The organism is Synechococcus sp. R6-7 (genome assembly GCF_047461695.1).
Classification (GTDB): Bacteria; Cyanobacteriota; Cyanobacteriia; order Thermostichales; family Thermostichaceae; genus Thermostichus.
Genome location: NZ_JANSHS010000026.1, coordinates 1 through 15539, shown reverse-complemented (window position 1 = coordinate 15539; position 15539 = coordinate 1). Strand labels below are relative to the sequence as shown.

20 protein-coding genes and 1 tRNA gene are annotated in these 15539 nt (G+C 59.1%); 9 read left to right on the top strand and 12 right to left on the bottom strand.

Annotated elements, in window-relative coordinates; translation table 11 throughout:
- The 3 genes from NW815_RS00995 to NW815_RS00985 all read right to left on the bottom strand — a co-directional run.
- Window positions 1-428, bottom strand: a 428-nt coding sequence (locus NW815_RS00995; protein ID WP_414415626.1) for a biotin--[acetyl-CoA-carboxylase] ligase, incomplete at its 3' end; no start/stop codon positions are given.
- 12 nt (window positions 429-440) lie between these two features.
- Window positions 441-1073: a DUF3318 domain-containing protein gene (locus NW815_RS00990; RefSeq protein ID WP_011432111.1), complete on the bottom strand. Its 633-nt coding sequence runs from the start codon at window positions 1071-1073 to the stop codon at window positions 441-443.
- Window positions 1074-1087: 14 nt separating this feature from the next.
- Window positions 1088-1807, bottom strand: a complete 720-nt coding sequence (locus NW815_RS00985; protein WP_011432110.1) for a pyridoxine 5'-phosphate synthase — start codon at window positions 1805-1807, stop codon at window positions 1088-1090.
- 168 nt (window positions 1808-1975) lie between these two features.
- Between NW815_RS00985 and NW815_RS00980 the strand changes: the two genes are divergently transcribed.
- Complete coding sequence (locus tag NW815_RS00980; RefSeq protein ID WP_414415625.1) at window positions 1976-3043, top strand: hypothetical protein; 1068 nt, start codon at window positions 1976-1978, stop codon at window positions 3041-3043.
- Between the two features lie 31 nt (window positions 3044-3074).
- On the opposite strand, the gene NW815_RS00975 is transcribed toward NW815_RS00980, so the two are convergent.
- Window positions 3075-3410, bottom strand: a complete 336-nt coding sequence (locus NW815_RS00975; protein ID WP_414415624.1) for a hypothetical protein — start codon at window positions 3408-3410, stop codon at window positions 3075-3077.
- A gap of 161 nt (window positions 3411-3571) precedes the next feature.
- Between NW815_RS00975 and lepB the strand changes: the two genes are divergently transcribed.
- Window positions 3572-4258 (top strand): signal peptidase I, encoded by a 687-nt coding sequence (gene lepB / locus NW815_RS00970; protein WP_414415623.1) that lies wholly within the window; start codon window positions 3572-3574, stop codon window positions 4256-4258.
- A gap of 28 nt (window positions 4259-4286) precedes the next feature.
- Here lepB and sds read toward each other — a convergent pair whose 3' ends face one another.
- Window positions 4287-5258: a solanesyl diphosphate synthase gene (gene sds, locus NW815_RS00965; protein WP_041436149.1), complete on the bottom strand. Its 972-nt coding sequence runs from the start codon at window positions 5256-5258 to the stop codon at window positions 4287-4289.
- 114 nt (window positions 5259-5372) lie between these two features.
- On the opposite strand from sds, the gene NW815_RS00960 reads away from it, so the two are divergent.
- Window positions 5373-5768, top strand: coding sequence for a metal-sensing transcriptional repressor (locus NW815_RS00960; protein ID WP_011432105.1), 396 nt, complete (start codon window positions 5373-5375; stop codon window positions 5766-5768).
- A gap of 122 nt (window positions 5769-5890) precedes the next feature.
- On the opposite strand, the gene NW815_RS00955 is transcribed toward NW815_RS00960, so the two are convergent.
- Complete coding sequence (locus NW815_RS00955; protein ID WP_414388933.1) at window positions 5891-6337, bottom strand: TerB family tellurite resistance protein; 447 nt, start codon at window positions 6335-6337, stop codon at window positions 5891-5893.
- 262 nt (window positions 6338-6599) lie between these two features.
- Between NW815_RS00955 and rpsP the strand changes: the two genes are divergently transcribed.
- The 5 genes from rpsP (at window position 6600) to cysQ (ending at window position 10170) form a co-directional block, all read left to right on the top strand.
- Window positions 6600-7076: a 30S ribosomal protein S16 gene (rpsP, locus tag NW815_RS00950; protein ID WP_414341711.1), complete on the top strand. Its 477-nt coding sequence runs from the start codon at window positions 6600-6602 to the stop codon at window positions 7074-7076.
- Window positions 7077-7128: 52 nt separating this feature from the next.
- Window positions 7129-7404 carry a KH domain-containing protein gene (locus NW815_RS00945; RefSeq protein ID WP_011432102.1) on the top strand — a complete coding sequence of 92 codons (276 nt, stop codon included), beginning with the start codon at window positions 7129-7131 and terminating at the stop codon, window positions 7402-7404.
- Window positions 7401-8504 carry an ArsA family ATPase gene (locus tag NW815_RS00940; protein ID WP_414415622.1) on the top strand — a complete coding sequence of 368 codons (1104 nt, stop codon included), beginning with the start codon at window positions 7401-7403 and terminating at the stop codon, window positions 8502-8504. Before NW815_RS00945 ends, NW815_RS00940 begins: the two co-directional genes overlap by 4 nt.
- 61 nt (window positions 8505-8565) lie before the next feature.
- Window positions 8566-9327, top strand: coding sequence for an imidazole glycerol phosphate synthase subunit HisF (gene hisF, locus NW815_RS00935; protein ID WP_414330140.1), 762 nt, complete (start codon window positions 8566-8568; stop codon window positions 9325-9327).
- Between the two features lie 15 nt (window positions 9328-9342).
- Entirely contained in the window at window positions 9343-10170 is an 828-nt protein-coding gene (cysQ, locus tag NW815_RS00930; protein ID WP_414388556.1) for a 3'(2'),5'-bisphosphate nucleotidase CysQ, read from the top strand.
- A gap of 12 nt (window positions 10171-10182) precedes the next feature.
- On the opposite strand, the gene NW815_RS00925 is transcribed toward cysQ, so the two are convergent.
- The gene (locus NW815_RS00925) at window positions 10183-10647 is read right to left on the bottom strand and encodes a pentapeptide repeat-containing protein (protein WP_011432098.1); all 465 of its coding nucleotides are present in this window, start codon (window positions 10645-10647) and stop codon (window positions 10183-10185) included.
- Window positions 10648-10896: 249 nt separating this feature from the next.
- Window positions 10897-11664: a PspA/IM30 family protein gene (locus NW815_RS00920; protein ID WP_011432097.1), complete on the bottom strand. Its 768-nt coding sequence runs from the start codon at window positions 11662-11664 to the stop codon at window positions 10897-10899.
- Between the two features lie 285 nt (window positions 11665-11949).
- Here NW815_RS00920 and NW815_RS00915 point away from each other — a divergent pair, with 285 nt between their 5' ends.
- Window positions 11950-12891, top strand: coding sequence for a phosphoribulokinase (locus tag NW815_RS00915; RefSeq protein ID WP_011432096.1), 942 nt, complete (start codon window positions 11950-11952; stop codon window positions 12889-12891).
- Between the two features lie 110 nt (window positions 12892-13001).
- Here the strand turns inward: NW815_RS00915 and NW815_RS00910 are convergent.
- The 4 genes from NW815_RS00910 to NW815_RS00895 form a co-directional block, all read right to left on the bottom strand.
- Window positions 13002-13073, bottom strand: a tRNA-Val gene (locus NW815_RS00910).
- Between the two features lie 116 nt (window positions 13074-13189).
- Window positions 13190-13504 carry an antibiotic biosynthesis monooxygenase family protein gene (locus NW815_RS00905; RefSeq protein WP_414344235.1) on the bottom strand — a complete coding sequence of 105 codons (315 nt, stop codon included), beginning with the start codon at window positions 13502-13504 and terminating at the stop codon, window positions 13190-13192.
- A 3-nt stretch (window positions 13505-13507) separates the two neighbouring features.
- Complete coding sequence (locus NW815_RS00900; protein WP_011432094.1) at window positions 13508-14254, bottom strand: phosphoadenylyl-sulfate reductase; 747 nt, start codon at window positions 14252-14254, stop codon at window positions 13508-13510.
- Window positions 14255-14330: 76 nt separating this feature from the next.
- Entirely contained in the window at window positions 14331-15260 is a 930-nt protein-coding gene (locus tag NW815_RS00895; RefSeq protein WP_011432093.1) for a metallophosphoesterase family protein, read from the bottom strand.
- Window positions 15261-15539: the final 279 nt, after the last annotated feature.

The following is a 15539-nucleotide window of genomic DNA, read 5'->3' as shown; positions in this document are numbered from 1 at the left end:
CTCCCCCCAAAGCGGCTTTGCACCAGGATCCCCCCCAGCTTGAGCAGAGAATCCGGGCGCTGCTCGTCCACCACCACCAAATCGTTGGGCCATTTCAGCCGCAGCGGGATCCCAAGGTTTTGCCGTAAGCAGCCCGCAATGCCCCAGCCCAAGGCCAGGGTCAGTTCCAGCAGCGAGTGATGCAAGGGCGGGGATCCCAGCCAAACGGACAGGTACAGCCCCCCCGGCTGCGAGTGCCACACTCGCCCATGTTGACCTTGCCCGGCCCGCTGGCGGGTGCTGACCAAAACTGTGCCCACCGGCAGCGGCTGTGGGAAGCGACGCCCCCAATCCAAGAGCAGCCGATTGGTGGAGTCGGTCACCGCCACCTGCAGGAGATAGCGGCCCCACCGGCCCGTTCGGGATCCCAGCCGCGAGGGGGAAAGCATCTCCGTCCGGGATCAGCTCAACACAATATCTTCCGCCGGACGCTGGGCCAGCCGCTTGAGGTTTTGGTAGCGCAACATGTCCAGCAGATCATTGCCCGAGCGCCCCTCCAGACGGGCCTCCACATGCAGCGCCTGCCCTAGGGCCTCCACCGCCTGCAGCCGCGGGATCCCGCGCAACACCAGGCGATCCACCGCATAGGCGTCAGCAGCCAACAGACGACGGTCATTGGTTTGGTCGCGGCGCAACTGCCAGAGGGCCAAGCCACTCAAACCACCCGAAACGGTTGCTCCCACGGGATCCTGTTGTACGGCCTCGAAGATCAAGCTCAACCCCCCCAGAGCTGCTATGGCCAGGTAAAAGTCGATCTGCCGCGACACCGCCCGACTGTAGTAGCCCACCTTGTGCAGGAACAGCCCCGCCCGCTGCAGGGGGGTAAATTGCCGCCACTCGTAGGGCTTGATGAACAGCCGCATCTGCCGTTCCCAGGGCATTTGCCGACGGCCTTTGATCACCACCGTTTGCCGTTCCGAGGCGGGCAAGATCTTCACACTCTCCCGCATACTGGCTGGCAGCAGATCCAACAGGCGCTCAATCTCCGCCTGATCCAGAACGTAGTTTTCGTAGCCGTAGTATTCCGAGTTCATGCCGGGCCTGCTCCTCAGCTTAGTCCCATCGCCTGACGCATCTCTCGCACCGCCCGATCCAGCCCCACCAGCACCGCTCGACTGATAATGCTGTGGCCAATGTTCAGCTCCTCCATGCCAGGGATCCGCGCCACTGGGCCGACATTCCAGTAGGTAAGACCATGTCCCGCATTCACCCGCAAGCCCAGCTGAAGAGCCTGTTGGCTGGCCTTTTCCAGGTGGTCAAGTTCCACCTGCCGCTGAGCTGCGGATGAGGCTTCTGCATAGCGCCCCGTGTGGAGCTCCACCCAGCGGGCTCCCACTTGGGCAGCAGCGGCAATTTGGGTCGGATCTGGGTCGATAAACAAGCTGACGGGAATGCCGGATCCCTGCAGTTGGCCGACCACATCCCTGAGGCGCGACACCTGCCCCGCCACATCCAACCCACCTTCGGTGGTGATTTCCTCCCGCCGCTCGGGAACCAAAGTGACGTAGTCGGGCTTGACCTCCAGGGCAATCGCCACCATCTCCTCGGTGGCTGCCATCTCCAGGTTGAGGTGGGTGCGCACGGTTTGCCGCAGCAGCCGCACATCCCGATCTTGAATGTGACGGCGATCCTCGCGCAAGTGCACCGTAATGCCATCTGCCCCCGCCAGCTCGGCAATCACCGCTGCCGCTACCGGATCTGGCTCCACCGTGCGGCGTGCCTGTCGAAGGGTGGCAATGTGGTCGATGTTAACTCCAAGACTTAACAAGGCTTTACTGCTTTGGGTGTAGAGGAGAATACCCCTAGTATTACATTATTCAATTTACGCCGGTCAGATGAGCCAGGATGCCATGGGCCTCAGGCCGCGAGGGTGTAGGCTTTACTCTATGATCAGGTAGCGACGTCTCGCCTGTGCGGGATCCACTCCGGGCTTGCCATGACTGATCCAGATGCCTCTCTGGCGGTGGGACAACACTCCATTGTTGACCGGGCGCGAGTGCCGGCCTTAATTGCCCAGTACTTGCCGGTGGAGATCTGCATTTACTACCAAGTCGTCCCCTTGGCCCTGGATACCGACAGCCTCATCTTGGGCATGGTGGATCCCCAGGATTTGGCGGCGTTGGACTATGTGAGCAAAATGCTGGCCTATTCCCAGATTTCCGTCCAGCCAATCCCTCTCACCGCTCAGCAGCAGCAGGATTTAATTGCCTACTACTTCAGCCATCCCCCCGACCCGGCAGAGGTGGAGCGGCTGCGCCTCCAGGCCCAAGCCAACCGGGTGACTCGGGAGGTTCCTGCTCCCGTGTCGGGGCCACCCACGCAGTTGAGGCCAACCCAGCCTCCGTCCGCCCGACCAACCGCTCCGCCCGTACCCGCCGACGAATCGGAAGAGACAGTGCAGCAGTTGCTCAACTCGATGCTGCGGCGGGCTTTGGATGAGAAAGCCGAGCAAATTTTCGTGGAGCCTCAAGAGGGGCCTTCTTGTCGAGTGCGCTACCGCCAGCAGGGGATTTTGCGGGATCTGTTCAAAGATCTCTCCGAGTCCATACGAGCGAAGTTGATCACCGCCATGAAGCGGATGATGGCGCTGGATCCGGAGTTGATCGGGGAGCCGCAGCAGGCAGAGGTGGAGCGGATGTACCGGGGGGAGCCACTGGTGTTGCAGTTGCGCATCATACCGCAGCGCTCCAAAAGTGGCCAGACTGCCGCCTCTAGAGAAGGGGCCATCTTGAGCATCCTGCGAGGGGAAGCTCTCCAGAAATATCAACAAGGCCAGAATAACCTCCGCGTCTCTGAGACCCTAGCTTTGGCCCAACAGACCTATCAACTGCTGCAACAATTGCAAAGTGCTCTCAGCAACACAGTTGACAAGCTTAAGCAGTACCCCAGTCCGCCGCGGAGCGACTGGCCCCTGATGACGGAGGTGTTGGCAGCTATTCAAGCCCAAGCCCAGATGATCGCCATCCACCAGCAGGACTGGGAAAAACTCAATTCCGGCAGTTGACCCCCCAAAACCAGCCCCGAGCAACATCCCTTCAACGGGATCCCTCCCGCAGCAGCACCAAAATCACTCCGGCAATGATGCTGATGGTGGCACCGGCAATCAGGCTGGTGGCCAGACGTTCCAGCCGTTCCCCGATGGTTTGTGAGGTGTCGAACTTAAAAGTGAGCTTTTCGACATCACCTGAGAGCTTTTCGACATCGCCCGAGAGCTTTTCAACCCGCTCCGAGAGTTTTTCGCTATCCCCTGAGAGCCGATCGATCCGCCTCAAAACTTCCTCTTGTTGTTGGGTGAGACGAGCTATTGCTTGGCTATTGGCCTCGACCAGGCGCTCGACTCGCTCTAGGCGCTCTTCTGTTGAAATCGTCATAGGGGCTAACAGTCGCGAGTACGGTACACCAGAATACCCATCCTATGCTACTGCCGGCTATTCGTCTCTCCGGCAGGGGTTTAATGGGAGGGCATCCCATTCTGCTGCCCTGGATTGGGTGCGGTAATCTTGAGATCGTGAAGTCTTGTTCGTTAGCTTCCATGCCGTCAAAAGATCCAACTCCTCTGCCCAAGCCCCAGTCGCCATCAGGGGCAACCCCTGCCAGCTCGGGATCCCGCAGCTGGTGGCAGGCGCAACGGGAAAACCTTCTGACGGTGGTGCTGGCTCTGTTGCTGGCCTTCGGCATTCGCACCTTTGTGGCAGAGGCGCGTTGGATCCCCTCCGATTCGATGCTGCCCACTCTGGAAGAAGGGGATCGGCTGGTGGTGGAAAAGGTCAGCTACCGCTTTGGTTCGCCCAGACGAGGCGATATTATTGTTTTCAACCCTCCCGCCAAACTGAAATTCGACGGGGCCTACATCAAGCGGGTGATCGGCCTGCCGGGAGATCGCATTCGCATCGCCAACGGTGAGGTCATCATCAACGGGATCCCGCTGCGGGAAGACTACATCTATGCCCCCCCCGACTATTCTTGCCCTGGCGAGCGCTGTCCTGGAGTTCCCAATCAGGGATCCGAATTCGTGGTTCCTCCCCGCTCCTATTTTGTGATGGGGGATAACCGCAACGACAGCCAAGACTCCCATGTGTGGGGTTTCTTGCCGGAAGAAAACATCATCGGCAACACCATTTTTCGCTTTTGGCCCCCAAATCGCCTACACTTTTTCGCCCCGCCAGAATATCCTGAGCTTCTTCCAGAGGCCCAAGTGTTGGGCAACACAGCCCGGTAGAAAGCCAGCTTGACCCTGTCGGGACTGCTCAGTGCAGCCGCTCCAGCACATAGTCCACCATCTGAAACAAAGCACGACGCGCCGCAGAGTCCGGCAGGCTATACAGCGCTTCGGCAGCCCGCTGGGCGTAGTCGCGGGCCAACTGACGAGAGCGTGGGATCCCTTCGCTTTGATACACCCACTCCAGGGCCTGCTTCAGGTCTTGCGGGTTGGACAGCTCCCTGAGAATGAGCTCTCGCATCTGGGGAAATTCCTCTAGGGCAAACAGAACGGGTGCAGTGAGGTTGCCCTGGATGAGGTCGGATCCCACAGGCTTGCCAAGCGTCTCTGCCGAAGCGGTGAAATCCAGCAGATCGTCGACAATCTGAAAAGCAATGCCCAGATCCCGCCCAAAATCGAACAGGCGATCCGCCACTTCCTCGCTAACCCCGCTCAGCAGGCCAGCAGCCTTGGAACTGCCGGACATGAGGGAGGCCGTTTTGTAGAAGCTCTTGGCCAGGTAGTCTTCCATCGACACATCCGGGTCGAAGCGGGTGAGGCTCTGGCGCACCTCTCCCTCCGGCAAATCCATGATTACTTTGGAAAGGAGCTTCACTACCTCCAGGTTGTCCAGATTGGCCAAGTACCAAGCAGCTTGGCCGAAGAGGTAATCCCCCGCCAGCACGGCTATCCGATTGTCGAAGAGGGTATTCACCGTATCGATGCCCCGTCGCACGTCGGCAGCGTCGATGACATCGTCGTGAACCAAGCTGGCCGTGTGGATCATCTCGGTGATCTCTGCCAAGCGCCAATGACGGGGAGTGATCTCTCCATCTGGAGTGGTGGCGCGGGCGATGAGGAGCACAATGGCTGGCCGGATCCCTTTCCCCCCCGCCGAAAACAGATGTTCGGCAGCCATGGCCAGAATGGGGTGCTTGGCACTCACCAACCGCGTCAGGTTCTGGCGTAAACGCTCCAGATCCGCTTCTACAGGGCCAAAGGGGGAGAGCACAGAGGTCATGGAGCCAAAGTATGAGAGGTTTTACAAAATTTCACATCTTTTCCTATTGTAGAGTACCCCATCGTTCCCGGGGAAAACCAGGCAGTATCATGCAAGCAGTCTTTTGCCCTTCTCATGTCGGATCCCGTTCCCCCACTTCGATCTCATTCCGTTCCGCCGCTCCCTTCAGAACCCGATTGGGAGGAGGAGTGGGAGCTGGCGCTGGAAAAGCCGCCGCTGTCTGGGCGGGCCCAGCCTCACCATCATGATCCCCAGTCTCGGCGCAAGTTGACCAACCGCTTGGCTCGCATCGAAGGGCATGTGCGTGGGATCCGCTCCATGATCGAGCAGGATCAGCCCTGTCCAGATGTGCTGCTGCAAATTGCCGCCGTCAAGGGAGCGCTGGATCGGGTGGCGCGGCTGATTTTGGACGATCACATTCGCCACTGCATCCGCCATGCCATCGAGACCGGCAATATCGAGGTGGAGCTGGAAGAGTTGCAGCGGGCTCTGGATCGCTTTATCAGCTAAGTCTCGATGGCCAGATTTAACTTGATGAAAGTCTCCCTTTGCTTGGCTCAGGGGAACGCCAAACTGGGCTGTCAATATCTGCAGCGGGGGCTGGCCGTTGTGATGCTATCTAGTACCCCAGGTCATTCAGAAGGTTGGGGGGAGGGCTGGGCATAGCGCTCCAGCAGGGATGCGCTTTTCAGTTGCCACTGCAGTCCCATGAAGGCCCAGTCGATAAACTCGTTGATCTCCTCAGCGCTGAACTGCATGGCTTTGCCGATCTCGAAAATTAGCTCCTCTTCTTTTTCCACCAACTGGCTGTTCACCACCGCCATCGCCGCCAGATCCCGCAGGATCAAGGCCCCCGCCGCGTTGCGCATGGGCGGGATCCCGCTGATATCCAAAGGTGCACCTGCTTCATCGGCCAGATAGGTTTGGGCCAGTGGCGCTTCGATGCCTACCCCTTCTGCGATTTGCATGAAGAAAGAGGTTTCTTCTTCGTCCAACTGGCCATCTACTCGGGCCACCGCGATCAGGGCCTTGAGGTAGAGCTGGCGCTGCTCGTCTGTCAAATCGGCGTAGTTGATCATGGGAGTTGCTGCTGAGTGTAGGGTTTTCTCTTCAACTCTGCCATGAAGGTTGCCTTCCAAACCGGGGTCGGACATTTTCCAGTCAAGTTCCAGTCAAGCAGAAAATCGCTTAAAATAAAAAGCCTGTGTCTACCGGCCAAACGCCAAAGGCTCGGAGCGAGGCTCTGGAGCTTCAGCAGGCTTGGCGGGTCTAGGCGAACTCTTTTTTGGATTTTTTGGATCTTTACAGCTTGCGGAGCGTCCCCCAAGGAGTGGATACCCCATGGTCAAATTGCGGCTCAAGCGCTACGGAAAAAAGCGGCAACCCAGCTATCGCATCATCGCCATTGAAAGTAAAAGCCGCCGTGAAGCCCGTCCGCTAGAGGAACTGGGTTACTATAACCCGCGCACCAAGGAGACGGTTTTGCAAACGGCAGGCTTGCTGAAGTGGTTGCGTTGTGGCGCTCAGCCCACAGAGACCGTGGACAGTCTCCTCAAAAAGGCCGGCATCTACGAGATGTTGAAAGCAGGGGAAGGCGGAGTGGTTGCCTCGATTCGCATCCCGGCCATGGCCAAGCCTGAAGCTGGGATCCCTGAGGCGGCAGAAGAGGCCCCTGCAACAGAATCCGTGGCCGAGGCTGAGGTCGCCGATGTTCCCGAGTCTGAATTGAGCGAAGCTGCCACTGAGACAGCAGCAGAATTAAGTCCTCCAGAAGCTGAAGTTGAAAAGCCTCAGGTTGAGGAAGCGGTTGAGGCCTAGGGTCGGCTAAGCTTGGCTTGGCCAGTTGTTCCCTCCTGTCGTCTAGCTCTCTATGCCAGACTACAAGGCTCTCGCCCATCTTTTGATCGAACCGCTGCTCAGCAGCGCCTCTCTTCAAATGGATGTGGAAACCACCTGTGGCGGGCGAAAGGTATGGCTGCGGCTGGCCTTTGACCCGAAGGATCGGGGGCGGGTATTCGGGCGGGGCGGGCGCACCCTGCAAGCGATTCGACAGGTGATGATGGCCGCAGCTCAGTTGGCAGGTCAATCTCTGTACATCGATATCTACGGAGAGGCGGGAGAGCGGAATCGGGAGGAGCGGGAATGAGCCAAATTCTCACCTTTCTGGGCAAGGGGGGCACAGGTCGGAGCACCTTGGCCGTGGCGGCAGCTCGGGCCGCAGCCCAGCAGGGGCGGCGGGTGCTGTTGGTGGGCCATCAGGCGGGGCCAGGGCTGGAAATGCTTTTGGGCGGGATCCCGCTTTCCGGCGAGCCGGTGACCATTGCTGCCAACTTGAGCGTGGTGCAGTTGCGGACAACCCAGCTGCTGGAGCAGTTCTGGACGGCGGCCAAAGAGCTGGAAGCCCGATACGTGCGCACCCCCTTTTTCCGGGAGATCTACGGCCAGGAACTGGGGGTGTTGCCGGGCATGGATCAGGCCCTGGCCCTGGAAGCTCTGCGCCGTTACGATGCCAGCGGCCAATACGACTGCATTCTCTACGACGGGCCGGGGGATCTGACCACCTTGCGAGCTTTTGGGATCCCGGAGGTGGCCAGTTGGTACTGGCGGCGGGCTTCCAAGGCTTTTTTGGGATCCGACTTGGCCAAAACCCTGCGACCCTTTGCCGAGCCGTTGCTGCGTTCGGTGAGCACTGTGGAGTTTTCCTCTCTGGAGGATCTGCCGGAGCGGTTGGGGGGCATGACTAACCTCTTGGAGCAGGGACGACAGGCCATTGCCGATCCGCGCCGTGTGCTGGCCCACCTGGTGACCACCCCAGACCCGATGGCCGTGCAAACCGCCCGTTACCTTTGGGGGAGCGCTCAGATGGTAGGGCTGACGGTGGGTGGCCTCTGGGTCACCCCTCTGGCTCCGGGGGAGGTCTCGGCTGCCGATTTTTTCCCGCTGACAGTACGGACACTCCCCCTGCGTCAGGGATCTGATTGGTCGGCTTTGGAAGCGGCAGTAGGAGGGATGTTCGCCGTGCCGGATGTGCCGCCGCCCGTGGCCATCGACGAGGGATCCCGTACAGTCAAGCTGTTTATTCCCGGCTTCAGCAAGGCGCAAATCGAGCTGAGCCAGTCGGGCCCGGAGCTGACCATCACCGCCGGGGATCAGCGGCGCAACTTGTTCTTGCCCCCCAGCTTGGCGGGTCGGCAGGTGACCGGGGCCAAGTTTCAAGAACCCTTCCTGGTCATCAGCTTCGGCTAAGACCATCCCCAGGTGTTCCCCTCTGTTCGCGTCAACGGGATGGAGTCCTCGGGAGAGAGCGATGTTGGCCAAACGGATCATTCCCTGTCTGGATGTGGCGGCGGGGCGCGTGGTGAAAGGGATCCAGTTTGTGCAATTGCGGGATGCCGGGGATCCGGTAGAGCTGGCCCAGGCTTACGATCAGGCAGGAGCCGATGAGCTGGTCTTTTTGGACATCACCGCCACCCACGAAGAGCGGGAGATCTTGCTGGAGGTGGTGCGGCGCACCGCAGAGCAGGTGTTCATTCCCCTCACGGTGGGAGGGGGGATCCGCGATCTGGAGGGGATCCGACAACTGCTGCGGGCCGGGGCGGACAAGGTCAGCCTCAATTCGGCGGCGGTCAGGGATCCGGATTTGGTGACTCAAGCCAGCCGCTGGTTTGGATCCCAGTGCATTGTGGTGGCCATTGATGCTCGCGCCAAGCCGCAGGGAGGGGGATGGGAAGTGTACGTGCGCGGGGGGAGGCAGCCGACGGGGCTAGACGCGGTGGAGTGGGCCAAAACCGTGGCCGAACGGGGGGCAGGGGAGATCTTGCTCACCAGCATGGACGCCGATGGCACTCAAGCAGGCTATGACCTCGAGCTAACCCGGCGGGTGGCCGAGGCGGTGTCGGTGCCGGTGATTGCCTCAGGAGGAGCAGGGGAGTGTGCTCATATCCGCCAAGCTCTGCAGGAGGGAGGGGCGGAAGCGGCTCTATTGGCCTCGCTGCTCCACTATGGCCGGCTGACGATTGCGCAGATCAAAGCCGACTTGGCCGCCCATGCCATTCCGGTGCGTTTCTAGCTTGGGGAGGGATCCGTGCAGGCTCAAGATCTGGCCGCTCTCCTGCCTGAGGTGTGCCGCCTGGCAGAAGCAGCAGGGCAGGCCATCTTGCCCTTCTATCGGCAAAAATCGCTGCCGATCCAACTCAAAGCAGATGCCTCCCCCCTAACTGAGGCGGATCTGGCTGCCCACCACCTGATCCTGCAGGGCCTGCAAGAGTTGACCCCAGGGATCCCCCTCCTCTCGGAAGAATCCAGCGATATCCCCTACGCCCAGCGGCAGGGGTGGCGGCACTTCTGGCTGGTGGATCCCTTGGATGGCACGCGCGAGTTTATCGAAGGCAGCGGCCAGTTCACCGTCAACATTGCCCTTGTCGAGGCGGGGATCCCCATCCTGGGGGTCGTCCATGCCCCAGCTCTGGGCCTCACCTACGCGGCTGCGCAAAAGCTGGGGGCCTGCAAGAGGGAAAGGACTCCGTCCTGCGTTCACGAACAGCCCATCCGCACCTGCCCTTACGCCCAAGAACCCCTACAAGTGGTGGCCAGCCGTTCCCACAGCAACCCGGAGACGGAGCAGTTCCTCGAGCGGCTGCGGCAGCGCTGTGGCTCTCTGGAAGTGAAGTCTGTGGGCAGTGCCCTAAAGCTTTGCCTTGTGGCCGAAGGATCTGCCCATCTCTACCCTCGCTTCGGCCCCACCCTGGAGTGGGATACCGCCGCTGCCCAGTGCATTGTGGAGCAGGCGGGGGGAAGGGTTACCGATCTGGCAGGGGATCCCTTGCGCTACAACAAGCCCGACCTGCACAATCCATCCTTTGTGGCGGCTGCCGAAGGCATGGCCCAACTGTGGCAGAACCTGATCCCCTGAGCGAAGCCCCAGCTACATGCCCATCTCCGTAGGGTTAAAGCCATCCGGGAACTTGGTGTACTCGTCGTAGAGGGCACCGCGAAAATGGGTGTTGGTGATGATGGCTCCGCGCAGATCGGCCCCAATCCGCAGATCGGCCCGGTTCAGCTCGGCTTCGCTGAGGTCGGCCCTAAGCAGCTTGGCTCGGTAGAGGTTGGCCCCCCGCAAGTCTGCCTTCACCAACTTAGCCCCAATCAGGTTCACCCGTCGCAGCTTGGCTCCGCGCAGGTCGGCTCCCGAGAGATCCGCTCCCGACAAATCCGCCTCGCGCAAATCGGCCCCACTCAAGTCGGCATCCCGTAGGATAATGCCCTTCAAATTCGCGCCACTCAACTGCGCTCCACTCAGGTTGGAGCCCGAAAAATCCCGTTGGCCAGACGCATAAGCCTGCAACAGTTGCTTGGCATCCAAGAGAGGCTTGATACTTGCTGTTGTCATCGCTGTTTGTTCTCTCACAAAACCGTAGGCAAACTAACCTCAGCACTGCCGGAAGCAGGCTGTGACCCTTTCGCAGGTTGATTACCCTCTGGGGATCCCTGCCACTCGAGGTGGAACGCTTTACTGACAGACTTTGCCCTGCTGGTCGGCAGAAGGGCTGTCAGAGTTCTTGTTGGTTAGCTTACCACCCCCCGGCCCAAACTCAGCCCGGCAAGCCTTGAGAGTCGGAGGAGAGCGACATTCCGCCTGTTAGAGCTGGTCAATCTCCTTGCGCAAATTTTCCAACTCCAGATCGACCTCGCTCTCACTTGCGGTGGAAGGTTGGCCTGAGGACTTTGACCCTCCAGAGGGCAACTGACCCTGGATCGACGCCTTGAGCATCAGCAGCTCGTGATCTACATCCGAGCCACCCGCCTCCAAAGCGGCAAACTGGTTTTCCAAATTGTCTACCGCCAGCTCGGCTACTGCCGCCGACTGGGCCTCCAGGGAGTTCACCTTCTCCTCCATACGCTCAAAAGCAGCAAAGGCGCTTGTGGCGTCCACCCGCCCGATAACCTGATTGATTTGCTGGGAAGCCTTGGCGGCGCGGGCGCGAGCGATGAGCATGTCCTTTTTGGTCTTGGCCTCAGCGATCTTGCTCTCCAGCTTGGTCATGTTGGACTTCAGGATCTCCACCTGCTTAGTCTGCTCATCCAACTGCCGCTTCAGGCTTTGGGCAGTCTCGGCAAAGGTTTTCTTGCGCACCAGCGCTTCCCGAGCCAAAGCTTCGTTGTTGTTGCGCAGGGCCAACTCGGCGCGTCTTTGCCACTCATCAACACTCTGCTGTGCTTGCTCATACTGCCGCTCTATCCGCTTCTGGGCAGCAATGGCCTGGGCAACCGCTTGCCGCATCTGGTAGTGATCCTCAGACATGTCCTGAATGGTCTGGTTCAGGATTTTCTCCGGATCCTCGGCGCTGCTGACCAGCGCATTGATATTGGATCTAATGATTCGGCTGACCCGATCGAACAATCCCATCGGTTGCTTCCCCCTCTAGCGGTCTGACCTAATGCTACCCTTGCTGCTCTGATGCCTTCCAGTGCTTCTACTCCAGTATAGGGATCCATAGGGCTCCGCTGAAAAAAGCTGTAACGTTCTCTTGCCCCAATACCCTCCAGAGCCGATAATGCTTGCTTAACTTCGTTTGCTGACCGACAATCCCTGTTCTCTGATCGGGGCCATCCGCAGGTCGAAACGAAGTTGAGTTTGGCCGGTGTTGTTGGGAGTTCTCTGCCCCAGGTTCACGATTCAGGAGAGGGATCCGTGGCTCAGCGCCCGATTATTCTGGGTATTGTTGGTGATAGTGCTGCTGGAAAAACCACCCTCACCCGTGGCATTGCCCAAGTCTTGGGGGAAGAAAACGTCACTGTCATCTGCACCGACGACTACCACCGCTACGACCGCAAGCAACGCGCTGAACTGGGGATTACAGCCCTCCATCCCGACTGCAACTACCTGGATATCGTTCAGCAGCACCTGACGCTCTTGCGCACTGGCCAGCCGATCCTAAAGCCCGTCTATAACCACAGCACCGGCACCTTTGACCCTCCAGAGTACGTCAAGCCCAACAAATACGTGATTGTCGAAGGGCTGCTGGGCTACTTTACCCGTGGCATGCGGGATAGCTACGATGTCAAGGTTTATTTGGCCCCTCCCGAACATCTACGCGCCCTTTGGAAGATTAAGCGAGACACCCGCAAGCGCGGATATACCGAAGAGCAAGTGCGAGAAGAGCTCAAAAAGCGCGAACCCGACTCAGAGGCTTTTATTCGTCCACAGCGCCAATGGGCCGATGTAGTGGTCACCTTTTACCCGCCCCAAGAGGGATCCGACCAAGACGAGGTATTGCTGAATGCACGCTTGGTGCTGCGCCCCACCATTCCTCACCCAGATTTTTGGCAAATCCTCAATGCCCGCGACAATCACCTTAGCTCTGCCATTCGTTTGGATTTGGATCGGGATATGGGCAAGCCCGTCGATGTTTTGCAGATTGATGCCCATGCTACGGCCAGCCAAGTGATTGAGCTGGAGCGGATGCTCTGCAACGAAATCCCTTACCTGGGCAAGTTCTGTAGCTTAGAGGGAAACCCCAATATCGGCCAGTTGATCGGCACCACCGGCGAGCTGCTCCAGAGCTATCCCCTGGCTTTGACTCAATTGCTGATCACCTACCACATGCTAAAAGCGGCCCATATCTACCAGTAGAATCCGTGGCGGTGAGGGATCCCCAGTTTCACAGGATCTGCAGGGGAGGGCTAGGCTCAGCACTGTAACCTGATCCTGGAGCAAACCTTTGTCAGCTTCTGCCAAAGACATGGGCTGTGCTGGAATTGAACCAGCGGCTCCCACCGTGTCAAGGTGGTACTCTACCACTGAGTTAACAGCCCCTATGAGCGATGCTGCCGCGCATCTACCTGAAGGTCGGAAATCGATAATATCACATTTTGAACCCGTCCCATTGGGATTAGCCTGGGTGGAGAGTGGACGGGTGCCCTATTTCAAATCAAAAAGGGGATCCGGTCAGCAACTGGTAGTGCAACACCTGGGGTGGGCGAGCAAAGTAGGGCCCGATGAGGGCACGCCAGCGGACAAAGTTTTCCGATTGGCGAAAGTTGACCAGATGGGCCTCTAGGGATCCCCACTGAACGAGCAGTAGGTATTGCTGAGGGTGCTCCAGACAGCGCTGCAGTTGGTGCCCTTGGTAGCCGTCGGTCTGCTGCAAATAGATGAAAGCTTGAGCGATGGCGGCTTCAAAGGCGGCTTCAGAGCCGGGGGTAATTTCAAACTGAGCCACCTCAAGGATGGAGGAAGCAGTCATGGGTTAGGTATGCAGGCCGCATTCGGTTTTGCTTGTGCCCTTCCAGCGTCCAGAGCGGGGATCCGCCCCTGGCTCAACAGGCGCAGTGCAGTGGAGGCAGCCGATACTGGGGTAGTGGCGATCGTGCAGGGGGTTGTAAGGGATCCCGTGGTCAAGGATGTATTTCCAAACTTGGCCATTTGTCCAGTCAGCCAGCGGGTTGAGTTTGAGGCGGTTGCGCTTGCCGTCCCACTGCACCTTGCCGATATCGGCGCGGGTGGGGGATTGTTCCCGACGCATCCCTGTAATCCAAGTGGTGCAACCGGCCAGAGCACGATTCAAGGGCTCCACCTTGCGGATGTTGCAGCAGAGGTCGGGGTTAGAGCGATACAGTTCTGGCCCGTATTGAGCTGCCTGCTCTTCCGGGGTAAGCAAGGGCTTGAAGATCTGCAGTTGCAAGTGGGGGTAGCGCGCCAACACCTGCTCCCGCAGTTGTAGGGTTTCCGGGAAGTGAAAATCGGTGTCCAGAAAAAAAGCGCGAACACGGGGGTTAATCGCCGTGAGCAGATCGATCAGCACTAGGTCTTCCGGGCCAAAGCTACAGGCCAGCACCAGCCCATCTCCAAATTCTTCAACCGCCCAGGTGAGCAGGTCGCTTGCCGACAAAGGCTCAAACCGTTCGCTCAGGGACGCCACTTGAGGTTGATACTGCTCCCGCAGCGCTTGAGCCGCCAGCTCCCAGCGGCTAGAAGGAGAAAGGCTTGCTGTCATAGGGGGAAGACACCGAACTCGACGATTTTTGCTTTTTTTAATCTACACTAATTCGGTCAAGCTTTAGGGGTTTTGATTACCAGGCGGCAGCGGGCAGAGGGAGAGAGCGGGATCCCTTGGCCCGGAGAGGGATTTGTCCCCAGCGATCCCGTCGGATCCCCATCACCAAGCCGTGCCAGAGGGGGCTGGGATCCAATGCCGGCAACTTAACCCAGTGGTAGCGCAACACCCCTCGCCGTGGGTTCACCTCCAGCTCAAACACCCGCAGAGCCGAAACCGGCCCCACTAGAGGAGGTGCTGTCAGGTAGGGGATCCCATCGCGGACATACACCTTCGGCACATGCAGGTGGCCACTCAGCACCGCCACCACCCGTCCGTGACGGGCCAAGAGAGCGTGTAGCGCCGAGGCTGGTTCGCTGAGGAGCCGGTACTTGCGAAACAAAACCGCGTCCATTTGAGTGGGAGCAATGAAGGGCGGCTGATGGATCAGCAGGATCAGCCATTCTTCCGGCACCGTTTGCAGATGTTCGCCCAGCCAGTGCAGTTGGGAGGGGCGGAGCACGCCCTGAGGCAAAGGGAAGCGTCCCAGGCTGGCGTCGAGGGCAATCAAGCGGATCCCGGGCAGAGGGGAAAGGCTGTAATCGACGTAACCAGTGGGAGCCAGGGACAGGGGAAATTGGCTTTGGCACCAACGGATAAACTGATCTCGGTTAAAGCGTCCCTTTCTCCTCAGGGTGTCGATATCGTGGTTGCCCAGGCTGAGGTAATAGGGCACCCGCAGTTGGGCAACAATCTCCTGGAAAGATTGAAAGCTCTCCGGATCCGCTTGATCCACCAAATCCCCGGTAAACACCACGAAGTGCAGATCGGGCACCTGGTTGAGATGGGCAACGGCGGCTTCCAACTGGCGGCGGGGGGAATCGGACATCCACCAACAGCGGCACCCCGTCTCGGGCATCAGGTGGACATCTGAGACTTGAGCAAAGCAAATGCGTTGGGTTGCCATTGTTTAGGTACTTATTCACACCTCACGCCCGCATCATAGTCAATGATGGGCTGGGGGGCTATGGGATTCTCTTAACCTCAGCCGGATCTGGCGAGCACCTATTGGGAACTGAGGACAGGTAGGGCTATGAAAGGGGCGCGCAGACTGGTCAAATTGGTCTGAGAGGGTTTCCCAGGCTGTCACCCCCAACTTCTCTCCCAGCAGGAGAGATTGAATGGATTGATGAGTAGTAAAGCGGTCTGTATCCTTTGCTCCATCCCATACTTCCCGGCTCTGGAA

Bases quoted from the DNA above. Each gene is read 5' to 3' on its own strand.
- NW815_RS00940 (WP_414415622.1), top strand. From the start codon at position 7,401: ATGAGCCAAATTCTCACCTTTCTGGGCAAGGGGGGCACAGGTCGGAGC.
- NW815_RS00955 (WP_414388933.1), bottom strand. From the start codon at position 6,337: ATGATCAACTACGCCGATTTGACAGACGAGCAGCGCCAGCTCTACCTC.
- NW815_RS00900 (WP_011432094.1), bottom strand. From the start codon at position 14,254: ATGACAGCAAGCCTTTCTCCTTCTAGCCGCTGGGAGCTGGCGGCTCAA.
- NW815_RS00905 (WP_414344235.1), bottom strand. From the start codon at position 13,504: ATGACTGCTTCCTCCATCCTTGAGGTGGCTCAGTTTGAAATTACCCCC.
- hisF (WP_414330140.1), top strand. From the start codon at position 8,566: ATGTTGGCCAAACGGATCATTCCCTGTCTGGATGTGGCGGCGGGGCGC.
- NW815_RS00920 (WP_011432097.1), bottom strand. From the start codon at position 11,664: ATGGGATTGTTCGATCGGGTCAGCCGAATCATTAGATCCAATATCAAT.
- NW815_RS00925 (WP_011432098.1), bottom strand. From the start codon at position 10,647: ATGACAACAGCAAGTATCAAGCCTCTCTTGGATGCCAAGCAACTGTTG.
- lepB (WP_414415623.1), top strand. From the start codon at position 3,572: ATGCCGTCAAAAGATCCAACTCCTCTGCCCAAGCCCCAGTCGCCATCA.
- NW815_RS00945 (WP_011432102.1), top strand. From the start codon at position 7,129: ATGCCAGACTACAAGGCTCTCGCCCATCTTTTGATCGAACCGCTGCTC.
- NW815_RS00895 (WP_011432093.1), bottom strand. From the start codon at position 15,260: ATGGCAACCCAACGCATTTGCTTTGCTCAAGTCTCAGATGTCCACCTG.
- NW815_RS00980 (WP_414415625.1), top strand. From the start codon at position 1,976: ATGACTGATCCAGATGCCTCTCTGGCGGTGGGACAACACTCCATTGTT.
- sds (WP_041436149.1), bottom strand. From the start codon at position 5,258: ATGACCTCTGTGCTCTCCCCCTTTGGCCCTGTAGAAGCGGATCTGGAG.
- NW815_RS00990 (WP_011432111.1), bottom strand. From the start codon at position 1,073: ATGAACTCGGAATACTACGGCTACGAAAACTACGTTCTGGATCAGGCG.
- rpsP (WP_414341711.1), top strand. From the start codon at position 6,600: ATGGTCAAATTGCGGCTCAAGCGCTACGGAAAAAAGCGGCAACCCAGC.
- NW815_RS00960 (WP_011432105.1), top strand. From the start codon at position 5,373: ATGTCGGATCCCGTTCCCCCACTTCGATCTCATTCCGTTCCGCCGCTC.
- NW815_RS00975 (WP_414415624.1), bottom strand. From the start codon at position 3,410: ATGACGATTTCAACAGAAGAGCGCCTAGAGCGAGTCGAGCGCCTGGTC.